Raw genomic sequence first — 24,872 nt, 5'->3', positions numbered from 1 at the left:
CGTGACCGACCAGCCGACAATCGAACAGCTTGCGAGACGCATCGACGATCTCGAGCACCAGCTCGGCATCGAGCAGGATGTGAACCAGATCCGCCGCCTCCAATATACCTATGGCTATTTCATCGATAAATCGCAGTATAACGAATGCGTCGACCTGTTCGCCGACGATGCCGAGGTCTGGTTCATGGGCGGCATCTACAAGGGCAAGGCCGGCGTGAAGCGCCTCTATATCGAGAAGTTCCAGAATAGCTTCACTCAGGGGCACAATGGCCCGCGCTATGGCTGGCTGCTTGATCACCCCCAGCTGCAGATGGTCATCGACGTTGCCGATGATCGCAAGACCGCCAAGGCGCGCGGGCGATCCATGATGCAGGCGGGTCTCCACGAAAGCGCCGAGGGCGATATGCGCATGGCCTGGTGGGAAGGCGGCATGTACGAAAACCGCTATGTCCGCGACGACGGCGTCTGGAAACTCGCCCGCCTCGCTTACTACCCTTTCTGGCATGGCACGTTCGAGGATGGCTGGGCGAAAACGCCGGTCGATTTCATCCCGATGTCGACCGAGACCTATCCCGAAGACCCGCTCGGCCCCGATGAACTGATCGATCCGGCGCCGCGGCTCTGGCCCGCGACCGACATCGTTCCCTTCCATTATCCGCACCCGGTAACCGGCAAGCCGATCGAAGCCGATAACAGCCGGGCGCGCGAAGGCTATAAGGACTAGCCGCCATGAACCGTGACGACCGGATCGCCATCGAATGGGAGTGTACGCGGCTCATCAATCTCTATGCGCTGCTGACCGACGAGGCGCGCTGGGACGAGATCGTAGCACTCTATGCGGAGGACGGGCTGATGACCCGTCCCACGGCGCCCGACGATCCGATCGTCGGCCACGACGCGCTGTACGCCGCCTTCACGGCACGCCCCCCCCGGATCAGCCGGCATGTCTGTGCGAACATCGTCGTCACGGCCGAGAATGCGGATGAAGCGAGCGCGCAAAGCCTCATCCTGCTGTTTACCGGCAGCGCGGCCGAAGATGGCGGTCTGCCCGTTCCCGACGCCGCGCCGCTGGTAGGCACCTATAGCGACCGCTTCCGGCTGACGGACAAGGGCTGGCGGTTCACGGAACGGCGCGGCGAGCTCAGTTTCAGGAAGATGTGAATTGGCAGGCGAGATGAATATTTCGAAAAGCGGAAGCATCCCGAGAGGAGACTAGGTCCATGGCAAGCGAAGCGGCGGGCGTAGCGCCTGCACGGCGATCCAGCGGCTACCAGATTGTCCTGGTATCGCTGTTAAGTCTGAATTTCGGCATCGTCTTCTTCGACCGGCAGGCGCTCAACGTGCTGATGCCGTTCGTACAGCCCGAACTCTCGCTGACCAACACCCAGATCGGCATCATCGCGGGCGGCCTCTCCTTCACCTGGGCGCTCGCAGCCTTCGGGATCGGCAAACTTTCCGACACGCTGGGCAACCGCAAGCTTCTCCTCGTCCTCGCGACGCTCGCCTTCTCGCTTTGCTCCTTCCTGACAGGCATCGCTTCCTCTTTCGCCCTGCTGCTGGGCGCCCGCCTGCTTATGGGGGCTGCAGAGGGCGGGGTCATGCCAATCAGCCACGCGATGATCGCAACCGAAGTGTCGCCCGAGCGGCGGGGTATGGCGATGGGCATCGGCCAGAATCTCGGCTCCAACCTGCTGGGGTCCTTCCTCGCGCCGGTCGTCCTTATTGCGTTCGCAGAAGCCTTTGGCTGGCGCTCCGCCTTCTTCCTCGCCGGCGTCCCGGGTATCATCAGCGCGTTTGTCATCTGGTTCATGCTCGACGAACCGGCGGCCCCGCCCAAGCCCGCCGACGATGCGGACCGCATGTCCATCCTCGATGCGCTCAAGGTTCGCAACATCTGGATCTGCGTGGCGATGGGCGTGCTGCTCGTGGCCTTCTTCGTGATCACCTGGGCCTTCTTGCCGCTTTATCTCGCCCAGACGCGCGGGTTCGACGAAACGACGATGAGCTGGATCATCGGTACGCTCGGCATTTCGGCTACCATCGGCAGTTTCGCCATTTCCGGAATTTCGGACAAGATCGGCCGTAAGCCGGTAATGATCGCGATGCCGTTTATCGCCGTCTTGCTGCCCCTGGCCGCGCTCTTCTTCAACGGCTCGGCATTGGCGCTCGCGGCGATCTTCTTTGTCGGCTGGGGCGTGGTCGGCATCTTCCCCCTCTACATGGCGACCATTCCGTCAGAATCCGTCGATGCACGTCATCACGCGACAGTCTTGGGGCTCGCGATGGGGTCGTGCGAGATACTCGGCGGCGTTTTGGGCCCACCGATTGCTGGGTCGCTCAACGACGCTTTCGGGATGGATACCTTCCTCTGGGTCATGATCGGCCTCGCTGTCGTCGCCGGCCTCATCGCCACGGGACTGAAAGAGACGGCGCCCGCGAAGGTGCGGAAGCGGACTTAGGAGATTTCACAAGGCGAAACCTATCCACATTCCAGCCCCCCTGTCGACAATGCCGATATGATAGAGTTCCGGAGGAAGGGAGCGATGCCGTGACGGACGCAGGGAGAGAAGTCTGCAAGCTGCCGCAAAGCGATGAAGAGCGCGGCACCTATTTGCGCAACTGCTGGTACGTCGCCGACTGGGCCGACGGGCTGGGCCAAGAACCGCAGCAGAAGGTCTTGCTTGAAGAACCGGTTGCAATGTTCCGCGACGAAGACGGCACGGCGCATGCCATCGGCGGCCGCTGCCCGCACCGGTTTGCTCCGCTCGGCCATGGCAAGATGGTCGGTGACCAGCTCGAATGCCCCTATCATGGCCTGCGCTTCGACGGCACCGGCACCTGCGTCTTCAATCCGCACGAGAAAGGCGTCGTGCCGCGCGTTTCGGTCCACCGCTATCCGTTTGTCGAGAAATACAATCTGCTGTGGATCTGGATGGGCGATCCGGCGCTCGCCGACGAAAGCGCTATCCCCGATTTCGCCTGGCTCGCGAATCCCGCATGGGAGGCCGTGCGCGGCACCGCCCATGCCGAGGGCCATTACGAACTGTACAGCGACAATATTCTCGATCTCGGCCACGCCAATTTCGTCCACCCGGCGCTGGCCGCCGATGTCTGGACCACCGGCAAGCGCAGCTTCCGCACCGAAAGCGACACCGTCTGGGCCGAATATGACCAGCCCGACGATTATCTCTCAGACGGTATCGGCGGCCTGCTCGGCCGGGTCGGCGTCAAACAGGATTTCTGGTGCGGGGTGCGCTGGGACGCGCCGGCCACGCTGTTTCTGGATTATCGCGCCGGCGATGTCGGCACTCCGCGCGAAGCGATGATCGCCCTGCCCTCGCTCCACGCCTTCACCCCCGAAACCCGGGACACCACCCACTATGTGTGGGCGGTCGCGCGCGACTATCGGCTCGGCGACACCGAGTTCAGCGATCTGATGCACGGCATCCTGACCGCCGCCTTCGAAGAGGAGGACATGCCGATCATCCGCAATGCCCATCGCCAGATGGCCGGCAAGGATCTCTGGGATCTCGAACCGGTCGTGCTGACCGGCGATTCCGGCGGTGTCCGCGCCCGCCGCACGCTCGCCCGGCTGATCGAGGAAGAGCAGCAGGACAGCGGCGCTAGCCGGATCGCCGCTGAATAGCCTTCACCGCGAATCTATCGGGAGAATGACATGGCAGAGTGCAAGCCCGCTTGGCTGAGCGCCACCCAGTTCGAACGCGGGCTTGCTGCGTTTGAGGCCGTGTTGGACGCCGAAGGATTCCATCCTACACCAACGGCGGCGGCCGAGTTTCGCGATCCCTTTGCGCCGTCCGATTGGCAGGACTTCCTTCCCTCAGCGGCACTGCAACCCAATTCGGTGGAGCAGGTGCAGGCAATCGTCCGTCTCGCCAACGAACACAAGATCCCGCTCTGGACGAGTTCACAGGGGCGCAATAACGGCTATGGCGGAGCCGCCCCGCGTATCGCCGGATCGGTTGTCCTTAACTTGCGCCGATTGAACCGCGTCATCGATATAGACGAGGAATCGGCCTTTGCGCTGATCGAGCCCGGCGTACGTTTTTTCGATCTCTACGATGCAATCCAGACTTCAGGCGCGAAGCTGTGGATGTCGGTTCCCGATCTTGGTTGGGGGAGCGTGATCGGCAACACCTGCGACCATGGCGTCGGCTATACACCGACCGGCGATCATGTCGCCCACCAGTGCGGCATGGAGGTTGTGCTGCCGGACGGCTCGCTGTTGCGCACCGGCATGGGCGCGATGCAGGGCAACAAAGCCTGGCAGGTCCACAAGCGCGGCTTCGGTCCGAGCCTCGACGGAATCTTCATGCAATCGAGCCTGGGCATCGTCACCAAGATGGGCGTCTGGCTGATGCCCCGGCCCGAATGCTATATGCCGGGCTGGCTGACGGTCGGGAAGGAAGAGGATTTTCCGGCCATGATCGACGCGCTGCGGCCGCTGCTCATCGAGGGCGTCATTCCCAACCAGCCGATGATCTACAACGCGGTGTGCGCGGCTTCTGCTGTCACCGAGCGCAAAGACTGGTATGAGGGCAAGGACCCGATGCCCGATACGGTCATCGACCGGATCGCCGAACAGCCCGGGCTGGGCCGCTGGGTCATGCGATTTGCACTCTACGGCCGCGACGGCATCATCGACCGGCAGCGCGAAATCGTCGAACAGGCGTTCGCGCACATTTCCAGCATCGCGATCAGCTTCAACAAATATGACGCGGCGAACCTTCCCGAATTGGAGAATCCGCACGAGCGGGTTCAGGCTGGTATCCCCAGCAACGACCTCAACCAGATGACCAAATGGTATGGCGGCGAGGAAGGCGGCCATATCGGCTTTTCGTCGGTGCTGCCGGTGACCGGACGCGACATGGCGACCTTGCGCGACCTTGTGCGTGCCAAGCTCGAAGCGAAGGGCCTCGATTACAGCGCCGCCTGCATCGCCAGCGGGCGGACGTTGATCCACGTCGCGCTGGTTGTGTTCGACATGAAGGACGCGGAGCAGACCCAGGCGGCCTATGACGCCTGCAAGGCACTCGTCGAACCCGCGGCCAAGCTCGGCTTCGGCGAGTATCGCGCGCATCTCGATTTCATGGACCTCGTTGCCGACCAATATGATTTCGGCGGCCACGCCTCCCGGCGGGTGCATGAAACGCTGAAAGACGCGCTCGATCCCAACGGCATTCTCGCGCCCGGCAAGCAGGGTATCTGGCCCGCAGCGCTTCGCGATCCGGCGGCGCGCAATAAATAGCTAAAGCCGCGCGGCGGCGATATCCGTGCCTTCGCGCAGTACCTTCAGCTTCATCCAGGCGACGGCGGGATCGATCTTGCCATAGCCCGCAAAGGTGCCGAAGCCGCAATCGGTGCTCGCGATCACGCGATCCGGCCCGGCAATGTCGAGAAAATGTCCCAGCCGCTGGGCGATCAATTCGGGATGTTCGACATAGTTCGAACAGGTATCGATCAGCCCGGGCGCAAGGATTTTCTCCTCGGGCAGCTTCGCATCGCTCCAGACCACCCATTCATGCTCGTGCCGGGGATTGGCGGCTTCGAACAGGATCGTCGTCGGCCGCGCCTTCAGGACGATGTGGACGATCTTTTCGAGCGGGATGTCGTGATCGTGCGGTCCTTCATAATTGCCCCAGCAGATATGCATGCGCAGCTTTTCGGGCGGGATATTCGCGGTCGCGGCGTTCATCGCTTCGACATTGGCCTCGGCGATCGCAAGGAATTCCTCCTCGCTCGCCGACTGGTATCCCGTGTGCCGTGACATCGCGAGATCGGGACAATCGAGCTGCAGATCGAACCCGGCCCCAACGATCGCCTCATATTCGGGCCGCATCGCATCGACGAGATCGGCCAGATAAGCCTCGTGGCTGGGATAATATCTGTTCAGCTGGAAGGCGGTGATCAGCCCCGGAGAGGCTGCATTCATGAAAGCCCGGGGCCGTGTGCCCGCCGCCGCCTCGGCCTCGTCGAGCGCCACCGTCAGCCGGCGGATATCGTCTTGGGCCGGTTCCGAATTTACAAGTTTCACCTCACCGATACATTGGGCGCGCGTGAATTCCTGGCTACCCATGATCGCGGCGAGTTTCTTGCGGAGTTCGGGAAGCGGCGCGAGATCCTTTGCCGGCATGCGGTCCGCATGACCGCCGAAACCGGAAAGCCGCTCGGTGACATAGGTCGAATAGCCTACCTTGCCGAGTTCGCCGTCGGATAGGATCGACACGCCGGCCTCCAATTGCCTGGTCACGGCATCGTCGATGGCCGCCTGGACGGCCCGCTCGAACGCATCGGCATCATAGTCCTCGCCGTGGTCGCGGGCGAGCAACAACGGGGTCAGTTCGACGCCGCGCGGCAGGCTGCCGACATGGGTGGTCGCGATTTCCATGATATCCTCTCAGTCTCTCCGCCCCGGTGATGCCGTGGCCGCTCCACAGGGGAAAGGGATCAACACATGCTGGTATTATTAGTACCTGCCAATCACTTGGTCAGCTTTTTGAGCTTTTTGGCACTTTCGGGATCGTTCGGCGTGTAGATTACCAGCCGCTGGCCCGGCACTTCCTCAAGTGCATAGGATGTGTGGTGAAAGGCGATCGGGCCGACACCTTCGACATCGAGCGAGTGGACGCCTTCAAAATGGGCAACGACATCCGGCAGCGCCCAATATTCGCGAAACATTTCCGATTTCTCGCTCATTTCCTCGATCAGCCCTTCGAAAAACTCCGCATTGGCCGCGCGGCTGTAATCCCATTTGAGGCGCGCCGTCAGCCGGCGCACCATATCGCGAAAGGTCTGCTCGTCTTCGCGATAGGCATCGCCGAGCACCAGAATCTTGAAGAGATTGCGATCGGCCTCCGAATAGCTCGCATAGTCCCGGAATATGCGGGTCACGATATCGTTCCAGCCGATCACCGCCCAATATTCGGTGATGATCACGGCCGGCAGTGTGAGGCTGTCGAGCATCTGCTGCGCCGCCGGACGGATCATTTCGTCCGGTGCCAAAGCGAGCGGGGGTGGACGATGCTGAGCGAGCGCAAACAGATATTCGCGCTCTTCCTGGGTGAGCTTCAACGCCTTGCACAGCCGTTCGAGCATCGGCGCCGAAGGCTTGACCTCGCGCCCCTGTTCGAACCAGGTATACCAGGTCACACTCATGCCTGAGAGCAGTGCGACCTCTTCACGCCTGAGGCCGGCAACGCGGCGACGCCCGCCCGCGGGAAGGCCCAGGTCACCGGGATCGAGCCTGGCCCGCACGGATTTCAGAAATCGGCTGAGTTCTTCTCGGCGTGCCATTATTGTCCCTGTTACTTTGGATACTATAATAATCGCCGGACTGCATGCGGCAACAGCAATTTGCGAGAAAGGGGGATGGCGGATCGTCTGTGGTAAAACGGCAAAAAGTCGTGACCGCCGAGGAGAGGAGTCTCATCATGATCACACCTATGGCCGAAGTGGACGGCAAGACCGCGTTCATCACCGGCGGCGCAAACGGCATCGGGCTCGGCATCGCGCGCGCGCTTGTCACGGCGGGCGCCAACGTCGTTATCGCCGATATTCGCGACGACTCGCTCGACGAAGCCGCCGCCTGGCTCGACGCCGATAGCCAGGTCGAAACGGTGCTGCTGGACGTCACCGACCGCGAAGGGTTCAACGATGCGGCGGACGCAGCCGAGGTCCGGTTCGGAAAGGTTCATATGCTCATCGGCAATGCCGGTATCGGCATCGGCGGACCGGTCAGCGAAGCCGCTTATGACGATTGGGACTGGGGGCTGGGTGTTAATCTCGGCGGTGTGATCAACGGCCTCGTTACTTTCCTGCCGCGCATCAAGGCGCACGGCGAGGGCGGACAGATCGTCGCCACATCCTCGCAATCGGCAATGATCCCGATTCCCGGCGCGGCGATCTACACAACCGCGAAGGCCGCGGCACTCGGCCTGATGGAATCGATCCGCGGTGAGCTGGAAGCCGATAATATCGGCGTCTCGGCATTCCTTCCCGGCCCGGTCCAGACCAAGATCGCCCAATCCGGCGAACTGCGCCCGGAAGAGTTTCGCGAAAATAGCGGCTATGCGCAGCACGAGCGAAACCTTGAAAAGCGGCCCAATTCTCCCCTCTGGATGACGATCGAGGAAGTCGGCGAACGCGTTCTGGCCGGCATGCGCGCGAACGATCTGTACATCCTCACCCATCCGGAATTCCGCGCCGGCATGGAAACGCGCTTCAAGGCGATCCTCGCCTCCATCCCGAACGAACCGATCAACGCCGAGCGCGCCGAGGCGATCGCCTTCCTCCTTTCCAACGCGGTGTTCGACGAAACACTCATCGCAAAAACGGGAGAGAAGGCATGACCAAGGTCGCGGGTAAAACCGCCTTCATCACCGGCGGCGGATCGGGAGTCGGTTTCGGCCAGGCGCAGGTTTTCGCGAACGCCGGCTGCAAGGTGGCGATCGCCGATATCCGGCAGGACCATCTCGATCAGGCAATCGCGCATTTCGAGGAAAAGGGCGTCGAGGTGATGCCAGTCCAACTCGATATCACGGACCGCGACGCCTATGCGGCAGCCGCGAACGAGGTTGAAGCGAAACTTGGACCGGTACAATTGCTCTTCAATACGGCCGGGGTTTCAATCTTCGGGCCGATGCAGGATGCCACGCCCGAAGATTGGCAGTGGCAGATCGACGTCAACCTCTACGGCGTGATCAACGGCGTCCACACCTTCCTGCCGCGCATGTTGGAACGCGGCGACGATTGCCACATCGTGACGACCGCCTCGATGTCGGCCTTTGTCGCGCTGCCCGGAACAGGCATCTACTGCACGACCAAGATGGCGGTGCGCGGATTCTGCGAGTGCCTGGCGATGGACCTCAAGGATAGCAGTGTCGGCGTCTCGATGCTGTGTCCCGGCGCAGTCAACTCGAACATCCACGAGGCCGTGCTCACTCGACCCAAGCATCTCGAAAACACCGGCTATTACGGCGCAGATCCCGAAGTGTTCAAACGGCTGAAGGACGTTATCTCGGTCGGTATGGAACCGGATACGCTAGCGCGATACGTGCTGAAGGGCGTCGAGGAGAACGCGCTCTATATCCTCCCCTATCCGGAATTTCACGACATGCTGGAGGACATTCACGGCAACGTCATGGCGGCGCTCGCCAAGCCGGAAGACGATCCCGAATATGAAAAGCGCGTCGCACGCGGCGTCCCCGGCGGCAAGAAATAGGCCGGGGTCACGGCGGGTCGACCCGACACGGAAATATTAAGATTTTCAGACTATTCGTGTCACCAGAATGCGCGGCTCCCCCCCTTTTTTTTTGCCGCGCATCAACCAATAACTGGAAACGGGTGTCACTATGGCAAAGATTCTTGTCGCGGACGATGATCCGCTGCTGGGCGAATTCATACGTATAAAGCTCGAAAGCGGCGGTCATGACGTCGTACTGGCCCTTGATGGCGCCGCCGCCCTCGAACTCGCCGATAACGGCGATTTCGACCTAGCCGTTCTCGACGCGATGATGCCAGTCCTCTCGGGGTTCGAGGTAGCGGAAAAACTACGCGCAAACCCCGCTCATGCCGATCTCGTGCTGATCATGCTGACCGCCCGCAAGGAACGGGATAATGTCTTCAAGGCGATGTTGACGGGTATCGACGATTTCCTGACCAAGCCCTTCGATCCCGCGGAGCTCCTGGTGCATGTGGACAATATGCTGCGCCCCGGTGGCTCGTTGCGCAATAGAGCCGAGAGCGCCTAGCGCCTTTCCGGTCACGCGCGGACGACAGCGAACTAATAACCGACAGTGAAGCGCTCGCGACTATGCTGGGGTTTCTCGATCTCGTCGAGCAGCGCCACGGCATAGTCCTCGTATGAAATATGGCTCTTGCCGTCCTCGGCGGTCAGCAGTGCGTCCTTGCCGAGCCGAAATTTGCCGGTCCGTTCGCCGGGACCGAAAAAGACAGAAGGCGACAGGAAGGTCCAGTCGATATCCTTCACTTCGTACAGCCGGTTGAGCGCTTGGCGCGCAGGTTCGGCCTCGGTCTTGATCTCATCCGGGAACCCCGGCTGATCGATCAGTTGCTTGCCCGGTTCCGCCTCCAGCGACGCCGCGCCGCCCACGATCAGCACGCGCGGCACACCGGAATTGCGGATCACCCGCAGCACCTGCTCGAAATCGAGTCCGTTGAAACGCACCGAAAGCACAGCACAATCATGCCCGGCGATCGCGGCGGGAGCGCTTTCCTCCTCGGTGAGGTCAAACGCCAAGGGTTTCAGGCCCTCGCGCGGGTCGAGCTTGTCGGCGCTCCGTGCCAGCGCGGTCACTTCGTGGCCTCGGCTCAGCGCCTCATCGATCACCCGCTGGCCGACATTTCCGGTCGCTCCGATCAATGCGATTTTCATGGCCCTCTCCTTTTCGCGGGCTAGCTGCCCCGCTTTTCCAGAATATCCTTCAGCCCCTTTTTCTGAAGCTTGCCCGATCCCGCGCGCGGCAATTCGGGCAGGAATGTAACATATTTCGGGATCTTGTACCGGGCGAGCCGCGGGCTGCAATGGGCCGCGAGATCGAAATCGCTCTCGCTGGCTCCGCGCCGCAGCACCAGCGCCGCGTGACCGACTTCGCCCCATTTTTCGTCGGCAACACCGATAACGGCGGCTTCGGAAATCGAGCTATGGGCGAGCAGTGCTGCCTCCACCTCGGCCGGATAGACATTTTCGCCGCCCGATATGAACATGTCCTTCTTGCGGTCGACGAGATAGAAAAAGCCGTCTTCGTCGCGATAGCCGAGATCGCCGGACTTGAACCAGCCATCTTCGGTAAAGCTTTCCGCGTTCGCCTCGGGCCGCCGCCAATAACCGGTCGTGACTCCCGGGCCGCGCATCCAAATTTCGCCGACTTCGCCGGTCGGCAGCAATGCTCCGTCTGCGCCCGCGATACCGATCTCCATGAAGGGGCCGGGAAGGCCGGAGGATTCGATCTTTTCGGTTTCGAGTTCCAGGTCGAGCGGCATACCCATCGCGGCGCCGGTTTCCGTCATCCCATAGCCGTTGCCGATCGCGATCCCGTCGGCAATCCATTCGCGGATCTTGCCCGCCGGATGCGGCGCGCCGCCGGTGAAGAGTGCGGCAAGCCCGCGAAATTTTTCCGGATCGAACGCCTCGTGATTGCGCATCATCTCGGCCATTTGCGGCACGCAGAAATAATGGGTGATGCCGAGATCGGGATTGGCGAAGCGTGCCATCGTATCGGGCGGGTTGAAGCCCGGCGACATCACCATCGTCCCGCCGAGGATCAGCGGCGGGCGGATGTTGGAAACGAGCCCCAGCACATGGAACATCGGCGCATCGCACAGGAAGGCACTATCCGGGCCGACCCCGCCCACGGCAATGAAGTTGAGGCCGCTGGTCGTCAGGTTTCGTTCGGAAAGGAGCGCGCCCTTAGGGCGTCCCGACGTTCCCGAGGTGAAAAGCATCAGCACCGGCAGGTCCGCATCGCGGCCCAGCATGGCCACGGGCTCCGCCGCGTCGATGCGTTTGGCGAGGTCCGCGAATCCGACCGTCTCGATGCCTCGCAAAGCATCGGCGGAGAATTTGTCGATCTGGTCGTCGCCGATCAGCAATTTGGGATCGGAATCCTCCAGCTGGTTCGCGATTTCCCCTTGGCTCAGCCGCCAGTTGAGCGGCACGAAGATCGCGCCGATCCGCGAACAGGCGAAATGCAGCACGACGATATCCAGCCGGTTGGTCGCGAGCATCGCGACCCGGTCCCCCTCGGCAATCCCGAAATCGGCGACGAGCAGGCCGACGACGCAGCGCACGCGGTCTTCAAGCTCGGCATAGCTTGTCCTTACCCCCGTAACCGCGTCTATCGATGCCGGATATTTGGGCCGCCACTTGGCATAATGCGCCAGGAAATCGGCGACGGGTTCCGTGTTCATCTATGTCAGGCCTTCACCTTGCTCTTGTCGAACGTGCCGAGACCCGGCTTGAAGGTCTTTTCGTCGATGAATTGTTTCGTCGCTTCCTTGCGCGCGTCCCAGCCAAAGCTGTTGGCGGCTTCCTGCGCGCGGATCAGATAATCCTCGGCATTATCATAGGTCATTTCGCGCATCCGCCGCACCGCCCATTTGGTCGCGCGCAATGCGGTGGCGTCTTTTTCCTGTAGCGTTTTGCACACCTCGATCACGCGATCCTCGAGCGCCGCCGCGGGCAGTGCCTCGTTCACGAGCCCCTGTTCCGCCGCCTGGATACCGCTGAGATTTTCGCCCATCATCGCATGATACATGGCGTTGCGGAAATTGAGCAACTCGGAAGCCACCTTCGAAGCCCCGCCGCCGGGCAGGATGCCCCAGTTGATCTCTGAAAGGCCGAACTGCGCGCTTTCGGCAGCGAAAGCCAGATCGCAGGCAAAGAGCGGGCCGTAAGCGCCGCCGAAACACCAGCCGTTGATCATCGCGATCGTCGGCTTCTCGAACCAGCGAAGACGTTCCCACCAGCTATAGGCTTCGCGCTGCGCCGTGCGGATCGCGCGGAGACCCTTTTCTTCATTTTCGCGGAAATATTCCTTGAGATCCATGCCGGCCGACCAGGCTTCGCCTTCGCCGGTCAGCACCAGCACGGAAACATCGTCCCGAAACTCCAGTTCGTCCAACACGCGCAGCATCTGCCGATTGAGCCTTGGATTCATGCAGTTACGCTTTTCGGGCCGATTGAACTGTACCCAGGCGATGCCGTCTTTCACCTCGAAAGCTACGGTATCTTCTTCAGTACGACCTTCAGCCATTCATCATCCCCTAATCGTCTTCGCCTTGTTGGTGGAAGACGATATTGTTTTGTTTCATAGCAATCAAGTCGCCTGACGTCTTTTCTCTCATGGCCTTTTATATTTTCAGTGTGCCGCGATCCGCGATTCCAGCCACCGCGCCGCCTCGGCGGGCGTCGCCTTGTCGGCATCGCGGTCGACCATGAAATTCGCCTCACGCATCGCTTCGACCGGAATCGCATCGATCAGCGGCTGGAGAGCGCCGCGAAAACGCCGGTCTCCCGCGCGACCCGGCGCGACCAGCAGCACTGCATCATAGTTGGGAATGGCGCCGCGCGGATCGCCAAGTACAAAAAGATTGCTCGCCGCGATCCGGCCATCGGAAGAAAAGGCGGTGATGACGTCGGCCCGCCCGCTTTCCACCGCGCGGTACATGAAGGTCGGCTGGAAGGATTGGGTCGAGGCGAATGCAAGCCCATAGGCATCGCGGATGCTCGTCCATTCCGGGCGGTTGAGGAACTCGATATCGGTGCCCATGGTGAAATCGGGCGCAACGCCGGCAAGTTCGTCGATGGTTTCAAGGCCATAACGCCGCGCCGTTTCCTGGGTCACGGCAAAGGCATAGGTGTTCTCGAAACCGAGCCGGCCCATCACCTGCGCGCCATAGCTCGCATCGATCCACGCGCCGAGTTCGTCCAGCATCTCGTCGCGCGGGGGATTGTCCTCGCGGCGCATGGCGTTGGTCCAGAGCGTTCCGGTATAGTCGACATAGACGTCGATATCGCCGCGAGTCAGCGCCGCAAATGCTACGGTCGACCCCAGCCCGTCGCGATAACGGACTTCATAGCCGGCTGCCTGCAGCCGCCCGCCGATCATCCGGGCGAGGATATATTGCTCGCTGAATCCCTTGGCGCCGACGGTGACGACGTCGCCGCGCGCGCCGGAAAAAAGGATCGGCGAAAGGGCGAGCAGGACGCCGGCAAGCAAAGCCACCAGCCCGGCCCAGACCTTCCAGCGGCGGCGGTCCGCAATGCCCGCCTCGATCAAGCCGAGCAGCGCATCGGCGGCAAGCGCAAGTCCCGCAGCAGCAAGGCAGCCCGCGAGCACCAACGCCCAATTCTGCGTCTGCAGCCCGGCAAAGATCATATCGCCAAGGCTCGGCTGGCCAACGGTAGTTGAAAGCGTCGCCGCGCCGATCGTCCACACCGCTGCCGTGCGGATACCCGCCATGACGACGGGGGCGGCGAGCGGCGCTTCGACCAGCCGGAGCTTCTGGCGCGGCGTCATGCCGACGCCATCGGCCGCCTCGATGATCGCCGGATCGATGCCTGTCAGGCCGGTTACGGCATTGCGGAGAATCGGAAGCACGGCATAGAGACCGAGCGCCAGCAAGGCCGGCAGGAAGCCGAGCGCCGGAACCGCCGCACCGACCGGCTCCAGCAAGCCGTTGAGCGCGAGCAGAAGCGGATAGAAAAGCGCCAGCAGCGCCAGCCCCGGTATCGTCTGGACGAAGCTTGCCGCGCCAAGTGCGACCCGCCGCAACCCCGGACTGCGCGAAGCGCCAACGGCGAGCGGCAGCGCCACCGCCAACCCCAGCACCAGCGCCGCGGCCGAGAGCAGCACATGATCGGCGAGCAGCGGCGGAGCCTGCGCCAGGGCGTCTACAAAGCGGCCCGTCATATGCCGCCCTCCAGCGTGCGGAGCCGCGCGATCTGGCGCTTGGGAACCGCGATCAGCGCGTCCGCCGTCTCGCCGCCCTCCCCAGCAAGCAGGGCCTGAGGCGTGCCATCGGCAACAACCTCGCCTTCATGCATCACCAGGATGCGATCGGCGAGCAGCAACGCCTCGGCCATGTCATGCGTGACCATGATCGTGGTGAGGCCGAGCCGATCATGGAGTTCGCGATAGCTGTCGCCGAGCTGGTCCCGGGTCACCGGATCGAGCGCGCCGAACGGTTCGTCCATCAGCATCAGCCCCGGCTCGCCGGCGAGCGCGCGGGCGACGCCGACGCGCTGCTGCTGGCCGCCGGAAAGTTCGGCCGGCAGGCGATCGGCCATATCCGGAGAAAGGCCGACGAGATCGAGCAGGTCTGCGGTCTGGGCGACGCTTTCGTCCCCTGTCAGGCGGGGAATGATGCCGATATTCTCAGCGACCGTTATATGCGGGAATAACCCGATATTCTGAAATACATAGCCGATATGGCGGCGCAGGTCGGCAGGGTCGCGATCCCCGACCGGGACGTCGCCCAGCAGCACCCTGCCCGCGCTCGGATCGACCAGCCGGTTGATCGTCTTCAGCAAGGTCGACTTGCCCGACCCGCTTTCGCCGACCAGCGCGACGAAAGTCCCGCCCGCAATATCGAGATCGAGCGGCGCGACCGCATGGGTCGTGCCGCCGTCAAAGCTCTTCGCTAGACCCTCGAAACGGACGGACGGACCTGACCCTGCTGCCATAGCCGGCGAGCATCGCGGCGCGGAAGGACGCGGTCAACCGCCCTGCACGATCCGCGTCCTTGCGTAGTGGATTGCAACGGGATTGGCGCGACCGTCCGGGTCGGTCTATGGAAAGCCGATAACAGAAAAAATCGCACGAGGGGGACGCCCATGGCAGGCAAATCGATATTCATCACCGGCGGCGCATCGGGGATCGGCCGCGCCGTCGCGCATTATTTCGGGGAACGCGGCTGGTTTGTCGGGCTGGCCGACGTCAACGATGCCGGCATGGCGGAAACCGCGAAAGGCTTGGCCGAGGGACAGTTCTCGATCCACCATCTCGACGTGACGGACCGGCAGCAATGGAAGGAGGCGCTGGCCGCCTTCGCCACGAAAACCGGCGGCACGATGGACGTCCTTTTCAACAATGCCGGGATCGGCGTCGGTGGGCCGCTCGAAGAAATGAGCGACGCGGATATCGACCGGGTGATCGCGATCAACTTCACCGGCGTCGTCAACGGTATCCGCGCCGCCTTCCCGATGCTGCGCGACACACCGGATAGCTGTATCCTCAACACCAGCTCGGCGGCCGGGATCTATGGATCGGCGGGACTGGTCGTCTATTCGGGCACCAAATTCGCCGTCCGCGCGCTCACCGAAGGGCTCGATATCGAGTTCCGCGACCATGGCATCCGCTCGCGCGCGCTGATGCCGAGCTTTATCGACACGCCGCTGCTCGATGGGCCGGTAACGGGGAGCAACGCCTCGACCCGCGAAACTGTACAGGCGGCGGGGCTGGAGATCACGCCGGTACAGGAAGTCGCCCAGGGTGCCTGGGAGGCCGTACATGGCGAGAAGATCCACACGACCGTCGGCAAGACTGCCAAGCGCCTCGCCTTCGCCGCGCGTTGGATGCCGAACAAGCTACGCCGCAATATGGGTTTGGCGCGGCAGCGCGAGAGCATCAAATAGCCGGTGTGCACCGCCATCGCCCTGCCGACGGCCTTTGCCTAGGCGGCGAGCGCCAGTTTGCGTTGTTTGGCCAGATGATGGCCGACGGGGATACACAGCGCGATCAGCACCAGCATGTAGAGCCCGCTCCATGGATCGGCGGCCAGAAACGCGATCAGCAAGCTGGTATCAAGTAGCAAAACAAGGCCGGGCAGCCAGGGATAGCCAATGGCGCGAAATGGACGCGGCAGATCGGGCTGGCGGATACGCAGCGCAAACAGCGATGCGTCATAGGCAACAAAGATGAAAATCGCCAACGCGCCCATCAGCAGGAACAGGAATTCGAAACCACCTGAAAAGATCAGCGCAACCATCAGCGCAGCGCTCAGCCCGAGCGCGACATCGGGCGTCCCGCCCTTGTTGACCCGCGTCGCGATCGGCAGAAACAGGCCGTCGCGCCCGAGGCCGTAAAGGATGCGCGGCGTGGTCATAATGTTGGCGTTGAGACAAGTCGAGGCGAGCACCAGCGCGATGGCCGCGACAATCTTGCCGCCCATCACGCCGAATATCTGCTCAAGCGCCAACGCGATCGGCAGGTCCGACGTCCGCAGCATGTCTATCGGCAGCGCCTTCAACAGGCTGGCATTAAGGGCCACATAGACGAGCGTTATCGCCAGGATAGTCAGCACCATCGCCTTGGGAATGTTGGATAGCGCCTTGGGATCTTCCTCGACGAAATAGATCGATCCGTACCAGCCCGCATAGGCACCGTAGACCATCTGGTAGGCGACGATCATGGCGAAAAAGCCAATCGGGGCAGCAACCTCGCCAACGGTCGGCCCTGTCGCTTCCACCGCTGTGCTGGCCGAGCCATCGGGCGTCACAAAGAAAATAACCCCGATAATGAGGCTCATGAACAGGAATTTGAAAGTGCTGCCGAGCGTTTGGGCGATGGCGCCTTCCTTCACCCCGATCCAGTTGAGAACCGTCAGGCTGAGCGCAAAACCGGTTGCGACCCAGGCTGTATGGATAGCCAGCGTCGGCACCAGCAACGCAAGAAAGTTGGCGCACACAACCGAAAGTGCAGCACAGCCGGCGACAAATGCCAGCCAGTCGGTCCAGCCGATCAAGAGGCCCATCGATTCGCCAAAAGCCGCGCGAACCGGCACATATGCGCCCCCGGCCTTGGGGACTGTGGTAATCAGTTCGGATGCCACATTCGCACCGAGCAACGCATGGACACCGCCCAACCCCCACAGACCGAGGATAAGCCAGAGCGAAGGGATCAGATCGGCAACGGGACCCGGCGTGCGCAAAATGCCCGCACCGATTACCGTGCCGATACCGATCGCCATCGCAAAAGCGAAACCGAGCGTCTTTTGAAGATGGCCCGCCGGCCTGTCCGTTGTCAGTGTCATGGAGCCCCCCGGCTTTTGAACCGAGACCGGGGTAGGCTAATCCGGTGATCACACAAGCATTTGTTATTGCAGCGCGAAAACTACGCGAACCCGTCCATTGCCTTCGCCATTGCCACGTCGCGCTCGGAAAGTCCGTCGCAATCATGCGTGATCAGGGTCACCTCGACCTTGTTGTAGACGTTGAACCATTCGGGATGGTGATCCATCTTTTCCGCGAGCAGCGCCGCCCGCGTCATGAACGCGAAGGCCTCGCTGAAATCGGCGAAGCGGAATTGCCGCGTAATCGCGTCCCGCTCCGCATCATGCGTCCAATCGGGAAGCCCCGACAGGGCCGCGCTCCGCGCTTCATCGCTCAGTTTCTCGATCATCTATCCCGTCTCCTAAGCCTTTTCTTGGGCGGTTTCGGTCCCTATCTGCCCGATTATGCCCGATGGAGAAACCATGGCCTGGCAGATGCCGAGCGTCGAGACGATGGAAGCGATGGCGCGGCGGTCGCTCGATACGCTACCGCAGGAGTTCCTCGCCGAAATGGGCAATGTCGTGATCCGCGTCGAAGACTATGCGGACGCGGATTCGCTGAAAGCCGTGGGCCTCAGCCATCCGATGGAACTTTCGGGCCTCTATACGGGCCGCCCGATCGGGGACAAAAGCGTATCGGATTCGGGCACACTCCCGGACGTTATCCATCTCTATCGCCAGCCGATCCTTGCCGAGGCGCAGGATCGCGGGATCAGCGTGAACCAGCTTGTCCATCATGTGCTGATCCACGAGGTCGGCCATCATTTCGGCCTGTCGGATGCCGATATGCACGCGCTGGAGGACCAGCCGGATTAATCGAGAAAGTCGGCCGCCACGGCCCGGCCAAGGGCCGCAATGTTCTCAGGACGGCTACCCAAGTTGGTCATGATCGCAATCGACAGCCTTTGCTCGGGATATACGCCGAGATAAGCGCGCGAACCCTGTTGCGAGCCGGTATGATAATAGAGCGTGCGCCCGGCTTCATCGGTCACGATGCGCCAACCTAGCCCCGTTCCCGTTTCTTCCCCCGCCGCGTTACGCTGGGATGTCATCATCTGGCGAAACATATCCTCACCGAGAAAGCCCGGCGCGAAATGCAGCTTGCCGAACCAGGCGACGGATTCGGCATCGGCAACCAGCCCGCCCGCCGCGACCTTGTATGCCGAATTGAGCGGCAGCGAATTGACGACCGGCCCCATGGATTGCGGCAGATAGCCGGCATAGTCCTCGACGGCGTCATAGGGCGCCGCGCGGCCCGGAACGATCGCGAACATATGATCGAGCTTGACCCCGGTGATCGCGCCCGGCTCCAGCACATGGCTTTCCAGAAGGTCGATATAGTCACTGCCGCCCGCGGCCTCGAGAACGAGCCCCGCCAAGGCATAGCCGAAGGTCGAGTAGTGATATTCGAGGCCAGGTGCCGAGAGTAGGTCATCTCCCGCGAAGACGGCGAGGATCGAGGCCCGGTCGGCATAGGGCCGCAAATCGATCACGCTACCCGGCTGGCTGAAATCCCGGTCGCGCGGGATGTAATGGCGGATACCGGCAAGATGGCCGAGCAATTGCCGCAGGGTGATCGGCGGATGGCGCTCGGGCCATTCGGGAAGATAGTCGCGGATAGGCCGGTCGAGATCGACGATCCCGGCCTCGGCCATGCGCGCGGCGACGGTCGCGGTGAACAGCTTGGCGATGCTGCCCGTGCGGAACAGAGTGACGGGGGTCGCCGGAAGATCATTCTCGATATCGGCAGTTCCGAAGGCCTCGTTCCAGACTAGGTCCTCGCCGCGATAGACGGCAACGGCATAGGCCGGGACATGATCGGCGGCCATCGTTTCGGCAAGTGCCTGGCGCGCGGCGGGATGGGGAGCCGCCATCGGCTCACCTTGGGCGGGCGTCAGCGACAGTATCAGCGCCGCCGCGAGGCCCAAGGCTTTGCGCAGGATGGTCATTTCCCGGTTCTCCCCTGAATATTGCCGGACGACAAGGGGAGAGCGCCTCCGTTTGACAATTGCGCACCAATCCAATTTCGCGCAACCATAACTAGAAATACGCCTAGACCCCGGACCATTTCGGCAGGCCAAAAGCGATGGCAGCGCAGGCATAGCCGATATAGGCCGGAGCGCCCTTTTTTTCATAGTGAGCAACGGTATTGCGCCCGATCCCCAACAGGTCGGCGGCGGCGATCTTGCTCAGTTTCATGTGAGCCAGCCAGGCGGTAAATTCTTCTCCGGTCATTGCACGATAACCTTTTCCATCGCATAATGGTGGGGAGTGACCGGAACCTTTCGGAACCGGCCACCCCTCTACCTAGGGCTTCCGGGAGAGGCTGACTACCAGCGCGGCAACGCTGACAGCCAACCCGGAAACCCCAAGGAGAGAAGCGAAGAGGTCGGTATTCGACATTTGCTTTCTCCTTGCCTTGAGAGAGACGCATTCCTCGTCAAAGGCGTGGCTTGCACCTGCGCCCCTTCCCGCCCTAAGCGCCTTGCATGACTGCGTCTTCGTTGATCCTCGACGGCCTTGGCTGCATTCGCGGCGGGCGCGTGCTGTTCAAGGGCGTCGATCTGTCTTTGGACGCAGGCGACGCGGCGGTGGCGACAGGCCCGAACGGAGCGGGCAAGACGAGCCTGCTGCGGCTGATCGCCGGGCTGCTCACGCCGGGCGCAGGCAGCGTGACGCATCAGGGCGCGATCGCTTTTGCCGGCATGGAACCGGCGCTCGACCGGGATGTCGCGCTGGCGAAGGCGCTGGCCTATTGGGCGCGGATCGACGGCGGCGGCGCTGGAGATATCGCGCGCGGGCTAGACGCGATGGCGCTTACAAAGCTTGCCGAAGTTCCGGTGCGGATGCTGTCGGCAGGCCAGCTGAAACGCGCGACTCTCGCCCGCACCATCGCCGGGCCGGCGGCAATCTGGCTGCTCGACGAGCCTGGCAACGGGCTGGACCGGGACGCGCAAGCGCGGCTCGAAGCGGCAATCGCGGCGCACCGGGCGGCGGGCGGTATCGTCGTCGCCGCGACCCATCAGCCGCTCGCGATGGACGGCGCGGTCGAAATCGCGATCGGTGGGGCGGCGTGAGCGCTCTCCTTTCCATAGCGGCGCGTGATCTGAGGCGCGCCTTTGCGGGCGGGGGCTGGCTGATGCCGGTGATCTTCTTCCTGCTCGTCGCCACGCTCTTTCCCTTCGCCATCGGACCCGATCCGACGATCCTGGACCGGGTCGGCGGCGGCGTGTTGTGGACGGCGGCGCTGCTCGCCGCATTGCTCCCTATCGACCGGCTGGTCGCGCCCGATGCCGAAGCGGGTGTGCTCGATCAATATGCCGTGCGTGGAATCAGCGAGGAGGCGGTGGCCGTCGCCAAAATCGGCGCGCACTGGCTGGGCTTCGGCCCGCCGCTGATGCTCGCCGCGCTGCCTGCATCTGCGCTGCTGGGCGTGGCGCCGGAGATGCTCGGGCGGCTGGAAGCGGGGCTGGCGCTCGGCACGCTGGGCCTAGCTTCGCTGGCAGTGACGGTGAGCGCGCTGGTCGCGGGCCTGCGCGGCGGCAGCGCGCTCGCCGGCCTGTTGATGCTGCCGCTGGCGGTGCCAGTGCTGATCTTCGGCGCGGGCGCTCTCGATCCGATCCAGAATGGCGGCTTCTATCTGCTCGCGGCTTCGGCGCTGGTGCTGCTGGCGGCCGGGCCGTTCGCGGCGGGCGCAGCGATCCGCGCGCTGCGCGATTGATAACCTTGTCTAGGGCGCGGCGGCAGCGGGCCTTCCGCCCGCATCGGCGACGATGACATAGAGCAGCGGATCGAGATCGTAACCGAGCCGCCAGCCATCGCTCGCGGTGAAACTGGTCGCGCTGATCAGCCGGGCGAGCCCCGCATATTCGAGCGAGGACGGGCCGGTAACATGTTCGCCTGTGATCGCGCCGAGCCGATAGACGAGGCGCGGCTCGGGCGCCGCTGCGCCGCCAAGACCGGTGGTGTCATAGGGCAGCGCCTGCTCGGCCAGCGACGGGGCGGCACAAAGGGCAAGGCTCGCGGCGAAAACGACTCGGATAACCATCGGTTAACCATGAACGGAACACGCGCTTTTGTGGAGTCCTAGCGCTCCCAGCGCGCGAAGATCGCGGTCGGCAGCGCCAATCCGCGCGCTTCCTCGCGCACTGCCATCTCGCCGCAGCTGACCGTACCGCCAAGATCGCCAAGCTGCTGGCGGACGAGTTCGCCGATCGCGAGCGCCGACATCCGCACCGCATAAACCGTGAGCACGAGGAAGCGGCTCTTGTCGTCCAACAGCTTGGCGCAATCGGCGATCAGGCCCGGAAGCCCCTCCTCCAGATGCCAGATTTCCCGGTTCGGGCCGCGGCCGTACTTTGGCGGATCGAGCATAATCCCGTCATAGCGCCGTTCGCGCCGCACCTCGCGCGCCGCGAATTTGGCCGCATCGTCGACCAGCCAGCGGATCGGCTTGTCGCTCATCCCCGAAAGCGCGGCATTGGCCTTGCCCGCCTCCACCGACTTTTTCGACGCATCGACATGGGTGACTTTGGCGCCCTTGGCCGCCAGCGCGAGGCTGCCGACGCCGGTATAGCCGAACAGGTTCAGCGCCTCGCTGCCTTCGCTGATACGGTCCCGCATCCAGCTCCAGTGCGACGCCATATCGGGGAAGAAAGCCAAATGACGGAAGGGCGTGCATTGCGCCTGGAATTTCACATCTTCCCAGCCAAGCGGCCAGCCCTCTTCCGGCACGTTGCGGTCGAGATGCCAGCGGCCGCCGCCATCGTCATCGGATGCGGGAATGAACTCGCCATCGGCCTTCCAGTCGCCAGAAGCCGGCGCCCACATGGCTTGCGGTTCGGGACGGATAAACCGAAACCGCCCATAGCGTTCCAGCTTGCGGCCATGGCCGGAATCGACGAGCCCGTAATCGGCCCAGGGCTCGGCGATAAGGGTATCGAGCGTCACGGCGCGGCTCAGGCGCGGGCCTGCGCCCGCTCGGCGACGAAGCCCTCGATCGCCTGCAGCTCGGCGGGCAGCGTCTCATAGCGTTCCTCGCGCTCGAACAGCCCGGCGACGCGTTGCGGGAGCAGCGGGCGCTGACCGGTCGCCCGCTCCACGGCCTCGCGGAACTTGGCCGGATGGGCGGTCGCCAGGGTGACCACCGGAATATGGGGATCAAGCTGTGTTTCCATCGCCGCGGCAAAGCCGATCGCGGTGTGCGGGTCGATGATCTCGCCGGCATGTTCGGCCGCCTTGCGCATGGCGAGCGCCATCGCGTCGGCATCGATCCGGGTGGAGGTGAAAAGCGCGCCGATCTTGTCACGCGTCGCTTCGGGAATCGCGATATGCCGCTCGGCATCGAATTGCCGCATCAGCGACGCCATCTGGTCGCCATCGCGATCGTAAAGATCGAACAGCAGTCGTTCGAAATTGGAACTGACCTGGATATCCATTGAGGGCGCGGCCGTCGGCACCAGCTCGCCGACCGAATAATCGCCTTCGGAAAGCGCACGGTGGAGGATGTCGTTGACGTTGGTCGCGACGATCAGTTTGGCGACCGGCAGCCCCATTTTGGCCGCCGCATAGCCGGCGAATACATCGCCGAAATTCCCCGTCGGCACCGAAAAGGCGACCGGCCGATGCGGCGCGCCGAGGCGCACGGCCGCATAGAAATAATAGACGATCTGCGCCGCCAGTCGCGCCCAGTTGATAGAATTGACCGCCGAAAGATGAAAGCGATCGGCGAACTGTGCATCGCCGAATATCGATTTCACGAGCCGCTGGGCATCGTCGAAATTGCCCTCGATCGCGATATTGTGGACGTTGGGGGCGAGCACGGTCGTCATCTGGCGGCGCTGGACCTCGGAAACCCGCCCCTTGGGGTGGAGCATGAAGATGTCGACCTTTTCGCGTCCGGCGAGCGCGTCGATCGCCGCCGATCCGGTATCGCCCGATGTCGCGCCAATCACCGTCAAATGCGTATCGTGCTGCGCAAGGAACTTCTCGAATAGCAGTCCGAGCAGCTGGAGCGCGACGTCCTTGAACGCTAGGGTCGGACCATGGAACAGCTCGAGCAGCCAGTGGCGATGATCGAGCTGTTTCAGCGGCGTGACGGCGGCATGGGAAAAGCGGCCATAGGCAGCCTCGCAAAGCCCGCGCAGATCCTCTTCCGACAACGCATCGCCAACAAAGGGACGCAGCACGTGCACCGCCGTTTCGGCATAGGACAGCCCTTCCATGGCAGCGATCTGATCGCGCGAAAATTCGGGCCAGCGCTCGGGCACGTAAAGCCCGCCGTCCGACGCCAGCCCCGCAAGGGTCGCGCCTTCGAAATCGAGCGCCCGGGCGCTGCCTCTTGTGCTGATGTATCGCATGACCGGCGGGGGTTAGCCGTGTGCGCGGCGAGGGGCAAGGACTGCCGCGGTTCAGCTTTGTCTTTCGAGATCGGCCTTGAGCGTCGCCAACTTGCCGACGGCCAGCGCAGCATGGGGGCCGATCCAGCGTTCATGGATTTCATGGATCGGCAGCGGGTTCAGATGATTCCAGCGCTCGCGCCCCTTGCGCACGGGAAGGACGAGATCGGCCTCCTCCAGAACCTTGATATGCTGCATCACCGTACAGCGGTCGAGCTCCGGAAAATGCGCGCATAGGGAACCCGTCGTCAGCGGCTGATCGCGCAGATCGTCTAGGATCTGCCGTCGCACGGGCGCAGCCAGCGCCTTGAAAATCGTATCGAAGTGGTCCGAGATTGACATGTTATATATTTATAACATAAATAGGCGCGACTCAAGCCGAATGTCCCCTGGGAGGATGCGATGGATCTGAAGTTCAGGGTGGCGGCGCGGATCGCCGCTCCGGTCGACGAGGTATTCGAGGCGGTCGCCGATCCCGACAAGCTGTCCCATTATTTCACCACGGGCGGCGCCAAGGGCCGGATCGAAACCGGCGCGACGGTTACCTGGGATTTCCACGACTACCCCGGCGCCTTCCCGGTCGACGTCGTCGAGGTCGTGAAGAACGAAAAGATCGTGCTGCAATGGCAGGCGACCGAGGGCGAAGCGCCCAATCTCGATGGCGGCGACATGAAGGAGGTCGACTACAAGACGACGGTAACGATGAGCTTCACCGCCCTCGATGACGGCCGCACGCTGTTGGAGATCAAGGAGGAAGGCTGGCGCGAGAACCAGGGCGCGCTCGACGCCTCTTATGGCAACTGCCAGGGCTGGGCGCAGATGCTCTGCGCGCTCAAGGCCTGGGTCGAACACGGCCTCAACCTGCGCGAGGGCATGTACAAATAG

Annotated in this window: 28 protein-coding genes; 13 read left to right on the top strand and 15 right to left on the bottom strand. The window is 62.8% G+C overall.

Annotated elements, in window-relative coordinates; all coding sequences use genetic code 11:
- Position 1: 1 nt before the first annotated feature.
- From H6P80_RS16010 to H6P80_RS15990, 5 genes are all read left to right on the top strand, one after another.
- The gene (locus H6P80_RS16010) at positions 2 to 724 is read left to right on the top strand and encodes a nuclear transport factor 2 family protein (RefSeq protein ID WP_185802417.1); all 723 of its coding nucleotides are present in this window, start codon (positions 2 to 4) and stop codon (positions 722 to 724) included.
- Between the two features lie 5 nt (positions 725 to 729).
- Positions 730 to 1,161 carry a nuclear transport factor 2 family protein gene (locus H6P80_RS16005; RefSeq protein WP_185802416.1) on the top strand — a complete coding sequence of 144 codons (432 nt, stop codon included), beginning with the start codon at positions 730 to 732 and terminating at the stop codon, positions 1,159 to 1,161.
- Between the two features lie 59 nt (positions 1,162 to 1,220).
- Positions 1,221 to 2,459 carry an MFS transporter gene (locus H6P80_RS16000; protein ID WP_185802415.1) on the top strand — a complete coding sequence of 413 codons (1,239 nt, stop codon included), beginning with the start codon at positions 1,221 to 1,223 and terminating at the stop codon, positions 2,457 to 2,459.
- Between the two features lie 89 nt (positions 2,460 to 2,548).
- Positions 2,549 to 3,646 carry an aromatic ring-hydroxylating dioxygenase subunit alpha gene (locus H6P80_RS15995; RefSeq protein ID WP_185802414.1) on the top strand — a complete coding sequence of 366 codons (1,098 nt, stop codon included), beginning with the start codon at positions 2,549 to 2,551 and terminating at the stop codon, positions 3,644 to 3,646.
- Positions 3,647 to 3,676: 30 nt separating this feature from the next.
- Positions 3,677 to 5,266 carry an FAD-binding oxidoreductase gene (locus H6P80_RS15990; protein ID WP_185802413.1) on the top strand — a complete coding sequence of 530 codons (1,590 nt, stop codon included), beginning with the start codon at positions 3,677 to 3,679 and terminating at the stop codon, positions 5,264 to 5,266.
- Here the strand turns inward: H6P80_RS15990 and H6P80_RS15985 are convergent, their stop codons facing one another.
- Together H6P80_RS15985 and H6P80_RS15980 are read right to left on the bottom strand one after the other, a co-directional pair.
- A complete protein-coding gene (locus tag H6P80_RS15985) occupies positions 5,267 to 6,406 on the bottom strand; it encodes a cobalamin-independent methionine synthase II family protein (RefSeq protein ID WP_185802412.1) in 1,140 nt (379 codons plus the stop codon).
- A 92-nt stretch (positions 6,407 to 6,498) separates the two neighbouring features.
- On the bottom strand, positions 6,499 to 7,311 hold the full coding sequence (locus H6P80_RS15980; RefSeq protein WP_185802411.1) for a helix-turn-helix transcriptional regulator: 813 nt from the start codon (positions 7,309 to 7,311) through the stop codon (positions 6,499 to 6,501).
- Positions 7,312 to 7,448: 137 nt separating this feature from the next.
- Here H6P80_RS15980 and H6P80_RS15975 point away from each other — a divergent pair, with 137 nt between their 5' ends.
- From H6P80_RS15975 to H6P80_RS15965, 3 genes are all read left to right on the top strand, one after another.
- Entirely contained in the window at positions 7,449 to 8,366 is a 918-nt protein-coding gene (locus tag H6P80_RS15975) for an SDR family NAD(P)-dependent oxidoreductase (protein WP_185802410.1), read from the top strand.
- Positions 8,363 to 9,238 carry an SDR family NAD(P)-dependent oxidoreductase gene (locus H6P80_RS15970; protein ID WP_185802409.1) on the top strand — a complete coding sequence of 292 codons (876 nt, stop codon included), beginning with the start codon at positions 8,363 to 8,365 and terminating at the stop codon, positions 9,236 to 9,238. The genes H6P80_RS15975 and H6P80_RS15970 overlap by 4 nt, the downstream gene beginning before the upstream one ends.
- Positions 9,239 to 9,368: 130 nt before the next feature.
- Positions 9,369 to 9,767 (top strand): response regulator transcription factor, encoded by a 399-nt coding sequence (locus tag H6P80_RS15965; RefSeq protein ID WP_185802408.1) that lies wholly within the window; start codon positions 9,369 to 9,371, stop codon positions 9,765 to 9,767.
- 32 nt (positions 9,768 to 9,799) lie between these two features.
- Here H6P80_RS15965 and H6P80_RS15960 read toward each other — a convergent pair whose 3' ends face one another.
- The 5 genes from H6P80_RS15960 to H6P80_RS15940 form a co-directional block, all read right to left on the bottom strand.
- Positions 9,800 to 10,411: an NAD(P)-dependent oxidoreductase gene (locus tag H6P80_RS15960; RefSeq protein WP_185802407.1), complete on the bottom strand. Its 612-nt coding sequence runs from the start codon at positions 10,409 to 10,411 to the stop codon at positions 9,800 to 9,802.
- Between the two features lie 20 nt (positions 10,412 to 10,431).
- Positions 10,432 to 11,946: an AMP-binding protein gene (locus tag H6P80_RS15955; RefSeq protein WP_185802406.1), complete on the bottom strand. Its 1,515-nt coding sequence runs from the start codon at positions 11,944 to 11,946 to the stop codon at positions 10,432 to 10,434.
- 5 nt (positions 11,947 to 11,951) lie between these two features.
- The gene (locus H6P80_RS15950) at positions 11,952 to 12,791 is read right to left on the bottom strand and encodes a p-hydroxycinnamoyl CoA hydratase/lyase (protein WP_185802405.1); all 840 of its coding nucleotides are present in this window, start codon (positions 12,789 to 12,791) and stop codon (positions 11,952 to 11,954) included.
- Positions 12,792 to 12,896: 105 nt separating this feature from the next.
- A complete protein-coding gene (locus tag H6P80_RS15945) occupies positions 12,897 to 14,450 on the bottom strand; it encodes an ABC transporter permease/substrate-binding protein (protein WP_185802404.1) in 1,554 nt (517 codons plus the stop codon).
- Positions 14,447 to 15,223, bottom strand: a complete 777-nt coding sequence (locus H6P80_RS15940; protein ID WP_185802403.1) for an ATP-binding cassette domain-containing protein — start codon at positions 15,221 to 15,223, stop codon at positions 14,447 to 14,449. The genes H6P80_RS15945 and H6P80_RS15940 overlap by 4 nt, the downstream gene beginning before the upstream one ends.
- A 150-nt stretch (positions 15,224 to 15,373) precedes the next feature.
- Between H6P80_RS15940 and H6P80_RS15935 the strand changes: the two genes are divergently transcribed.
- Positions 15,374 to 16,174 carry an SDR family oxidoreductase gene (locus H6P80_RS15935; protein ID WP_185802402.1) on the top strand — a complete coding sequence of 267 codons (801 nt, stop codon included), beginning with the start codon at positions 15,374 to 15,376 and terminating at the stop codon, positions 16,172 to 16,174.
- Positions 16,175 to 16,212: 38 nt separating this feature from the next.
- On the opposite strand, the gene H6P80_RS15930 is transcribed toward H6P80_RS15935, so the two are convergent.
- Positions 16,213 to 17,571: an APC family permease gene (locus H6P80_RS15930; RefSeq protein ID WP_185802401.1), complete on the bottom strand. Its 1,359-nt coding sequence runs from the start codon at positions 17,569 to 17,571 to the stop codon at positions 16,213 to 16,215.
- 80 nt (positions 17,572 to 17,651) lie between these two features.
- Complete coding sequence (locus H6P80_RS15925) at positions 17,652 to 17,939, bottom strand: 4a-hydroxytetrahydrobiopterin dehydratase (RefSeq protein WP_185802400.1); 288 nt, start codon at positions 17,937 to 17,939, stop codon at positions 17,652 to 17,654.
- A 73-nt stretch (positions 17,940 to 18,012) separates the two neighbouring features.
- Here H6P80_RS15925 and H6P80_RS15920 point away from each other — a divergent pair, with 73 nt between their 5' ends.
- Positions 18,013 to 18,405: a metallopeptidase family protein gene (locus H6P80_RS15920; RefSeq protein WP_235973973.1), complete on the top strand. Its 393-nt coding sequence runs from the start codon at positions 18,013 to 18,015 to the stop codon at positions 18,403 to 18,405.
- Here the strand turns inward: H6P80_RS15920 and H6P80_RS15915 are convergent.
- Together H6P80_RS15915 and H6P80_RS15910 are read right to left on the bottom strand one after the other, a co-directional pair.
- Entirely contained in the window at positions 18,402 to 19,538 is a 1,137-nt protein-coding gene (locus H6P80_RS15915; protein ID WP_185802398.1) for a serine hydrolase domain-containing protein, read from the bottom strand. The genes H6P80_RS15920 and H6P80_RS15915 overlap by 4 nt on opposite strands.
- Positions 19,539 to 19,641: 103 nt before the next feature.
- A complete protein-coding gene (locus H6P80_RS15910) occupies positions 19,642 to 19,824 on the bottom strand; it encodes a helix-turn-helix domain-containing protein (protein ID WP_185802397.1) in 183 nt (60 codons plus the stop codon).
- A 254-nt stretch (positions 19,825 to 20,078) separates the two neighbouring features.
- On the opposite strand from H6P80_RS15910, the gene ccmA reads away from it, so the two are divergent.
- Both ccmA and H6P80_RS15900 read left to right on the top strand, forming a co-directional pair.
- Positions 20,079 to 20,666 (top strand): heme ABC exporter ATP-binding protein CcmA, encoded by a 588-nt coding sequence (ccmA, locus tag H6P80_RS15905; protein WP_185802396.1) that lies wholly within the window; start codon positions 20,079 to 20,081, stop codon positions 20,664 to 20,666.
- On the top strand, positions 20,663 to 21,310 hold the full coding sequence (locus tag H6P80_RS15900) for a heme exporter protein CcmB (RefSeq protein ID WP_185802395.1): 648 nt from the start codon (positions 20,663 to 20,665) through the stop codon (positions 21,308 to 21,310). Before ccmA ends, H6P80_RS15900 begins: the two co-directional genes overlap by 4 nt.
- 9 nt (positions 21,311 to 21,319) lie before the next feature.
- Here the strand turns inward: H6P80_RS15900 and H6P80_RS15895 are convergent, their stop codons facing one another.
- Genes H6P80_RS15895 through H6P80_RS15880 form a run of 4 tightly spaced genes read right to left on the bottom strand, consistent with a single transcriptional unit; the run spans position 21,320 to position 24,329 of the window.
- On the bottom strand, positions 21,320 to 21,637 hold the full coding sequence (locus tag H6P80_RS15895; protein ID WP_185802394.1) for a hypothetical protein: 318 nt from the start codon (positions 21,635 to 21,637) through the stop codon (positions 21,320 to 21,322).
- Between the two features lie 38 nt (positions 21,638 to 21,675).
- Complete coding sequence (locus H6P80_RS15890) at positions 21,676 to 22,539, bottom strand: class I SAM-dependent methyltransferase (protein ID WP_185802393.1); 864 nt, start codon at positions 22,537 to 22,539, stop codon at positions 21,676 to 21,678.
- Positions 22,540 to 22,547: 8 nt separating this feature from the next.
- Positions 22,548 to 23,948, bottom strand: a complete 1,401-nt coding sequence (gene thrC, locus H6P80_RS15885; RefSeq protein ID WP_185802392.1) for a threonine synthase — start codon at positions 23,946 to 23,948, stop codon at positions 22,548 to 22,550.
- Between the two features lie 51 nt (positions 23,949 to 23,999).
- The gene (locus H6P80_RS15880; RefSeq protein WP_185802391.1) at positions 24,000 to 24,329 is read right to left on the bottom strand and encodes an ArsR/SmtB family transcription factor; all 330 of its coding nucleotides are present in this window, start codon (positions 24,327 to 24,329) and stop codon (positions 24,000 to 24,002) included.
- Positions 24,330 to 24,389: 60 nt separating this feature from the next.
- On the opposite strand from H6P80_RS15880, the gene H6P80_RS15875 reads away from it, so the two are divergent.
- Positions 24,390 to 24,872, top strand: coding sequence for an SRPBCC family protein (locus H6P80_RS15875; RefSeq protein ID WP_185802390.1), 483 nt, complete (start codon positions 24,390 to 24,392; stop codon positions 24,870 to 24,872).

Source organism: Parasphingopyxis marina (genome assembly GCF_014237875.1).
Lineage (GTDB): Bacteria > Pseudomonadota > Alphaproteobacteria > Sphingomonadales > Sphingomonadaceae > Parasphingopyxis > Parasphingopyxis marina.
Note: the sequence above shows the minus strand (reverse complement) of the source record. Positions and strands in the feature narration are given on the sequence as shown.